This is a genomic window from Kitasatospora sp. NPDC059747 (genome assembly GCF_042732955.1).
Classification (GTDB): Bacteria; Actinomycetota; Actinomycetes; order Streptomycetales; family Streptomycetaceae; genus Kitasatospora.
The window spans coordinates 1-2,084 of record NZ_JBHWGV010000270.1; the positions used below are offsets into that span (position 1 = coordinate 1).

At 38.9% G+C, this 2,084-nt stretch carries 3 protein-coding genes; 1 reads left to right on the forward strand and 2 read right to left on the reverse strand.

The genetic code is table 11. From position 1 onward, the window contains the following. Positions 1–5: 5 nt before the first annotated feature. Positions 6–167: a LexA family protein gene (locus tag ACFV4G_RS43400; RefSeq protein WP_380449176.1), complete on the forward strand. Its 162-nt coding sequence runs from the start codon at positions 6–8 to the stop codon at positions 165–167. A 15-nt stretch (positions 168–182) separates the two neighbouring features. Here ACFV4G_RS43400 and ACFV4G_RS43405 read toward each other — a convergent pair whose 3' ends face one another. Both ACFV4G_RS43405 and ACFV4G_RS43410 read right to left on the reverse strand, forming a co-directional pair. Next, on the reverse strand, positions 183–1,082 hold the full coding sequence (locus ACFV4G_RS43405) for a hypothetical protein (protein ID WP_380449172.1): 900 nt from the start codon (positions 1,080–1,082) through the stop codon (positions 183–185). Next, positions 1,009–1,944, reverse strand: a complete 936-nt coding sequence (locus tag ACFV4G_RS43410; protein ID WP_380449174.1) for a hypothetical protein — start codon at positions 1,942–1,944, stop codon at positions 1,009–1,011. Before ACFV4G_RS43410 ends, ACFV4G_RS43405 begins: the two co-directional genes overlap by 74 nt. Between the last annotated feature and the right edge of the window lie 140 nt (positions 1,945–2,084).

Genomic DNA, 2,084 nt, shown 5'->3' on the forward strand with positions numbered 1-2,084 from the left:
GAGTAATAGCTCGCGTACCGCGCACTAACGAAGTAACCTTTAAAATTTTAGTATCCGATGCTGGCCGCCAATACTTGAGACCAATAAATCCGCAATATCCAATCATTGATATCACGGAGGAAACTTTTATCTATGGGAAAATAGTTGGATCATTTATCCCAGAATAAATAAACTATGATATTTTAACTAATTCGTACTGTTTCACTATAGCTACATACATCTTCCTTGAGACAGCACGAGGCATTTTCCGTATATTTTTTTAGCCAAGAAAGCTTTAAAAACTCTCTAGGAAATTCTTTCTCATTATGAATTTCTATATCCTTATTAATAGCCTGAATCAGGCTGGACTTTACACTATCAAGTGCAAGCATTTCTCCTTCATACATTAACGTTCCTTCCATCTCAAGATGGTAAAGTGCATTCAAATAATAATCTGAACCCTCACGCATGACAACTGTCGAAATCCTCTTCTTTGTACGAGATAAACTTTGAAGAATTTGAGGTCGAGCATAAACCTCTGTTTCATATTCATATTGTTTAGAGCCTATTTCCGGATCTATCAATAATCGAGGCATTTGTGCGAGCTTACTTTCGACATAATAGGCACAATCTACTGCTGGGCCAAAAAAGCTAACATCATCAATAAAAGCATCACCATAGGTTGCTCCACCTCTAACATAAAACCCCTCACTCATGATTTTTGTTATCAAAAGAGAAGTATTATATAGAGCCACGGACATCAGCTTATTAGCATCCTTTCGCGACTCTGAAACTCCTTCCTTATAAAAATAGAAAATAAACGCACAATCAGAAAAACTGAACAATTTCCTGTCATAAGCTACATGACTCAAATCGTTTGAAGACTGACGCCTTTGACTGTCTTGAATACTACCGTGAAAAAGATTATGTATTTTAAACTTGATATCAAAATCTTTCATATTTTTGGACCCTAGAACGTCCAAAAATATAACCACCATTTTACTGTACCCCATACAACCCTCTATAAAATTATGAGCCCAAGCAACTTTTGAATAGCGTAGAGAACGCTGCGTTGTTCTTTCTAAAATTATCGGCAGGCGCACCAATCAATTTATTGGGATAACTGCTAATGTGCTGGAGAGCAAATGTCAACTCATATATTATTAAAAACATAAACCAACAGTGTGCGTAGGTTTGAACCTTTGCAAGACTGCTGCGGAACGGCGCAATTGATTCTGCATGGGCTCGCCCGTTTCTGAATGCATAAGCCAAACCGCTCAGAGTTAGAAATAAAATCTCGGGACGGGAAAGCTGATAAAAAATGCCGCCCAGTTCTACTTTTTCTCCTCTTAATATCCTTCGAAGAAGGGTTGCACCATTTCTGAGTTCCGCCCCACCAACTGCTCGATAATGCCAGGAAAGGTAATGTAGTACGGATTGAATAGATGCGCTGACCACTGGAGGCGCGCCATTGGCGAATAAAAGTCGCTTAGCAAAAATGGAAAACCCTTTATAACCATCCCCGACAAATTCATAACCTCCTTCGTCCACTATTTTTTTAAGAAGGAATTTGCATGTCCGAATTGGAACACGCGAAACAAGATCAAAAAACGCATCACCAACTTCAGAGTTAGCGACGAAGTAATCATCCAATTTCGTGCTAACGCTTCTTAGTGCCTTAGTAGTATTTTCTTTGCACCCTGGAACCTGCTTACATGAAAACTCAAAGGCTCTCCATACCCAATCAAACGCATGATCGGGTCTATAAGGCAGGCTATCTACTGCATCTAGCAAATAAGAAATCATTATGTGCGACTCTTTATTATCCGTATCAGGCAATTGATAAGGAAAAAAAAGATCTTCAAGCGGGTAAGGCTCAAGCAGTTCCGCAAACCTTTTTTCTGCTTCGAACTTTTGAGCTTTTGGCCACAAATTAAAATGGTCAATCCTTTGTTGGCGAGCCATACAGTCCCTATTTATCGTTGGAATTTAAGCCTTTAAAGCTACTAATTTGCCACTATCCAGTCTACTTCTTTGTAGCTTCACAAAGATAATCAACCAATAACTGACATTTCACAACCACTGGTTGATATTTGAGCCTACTC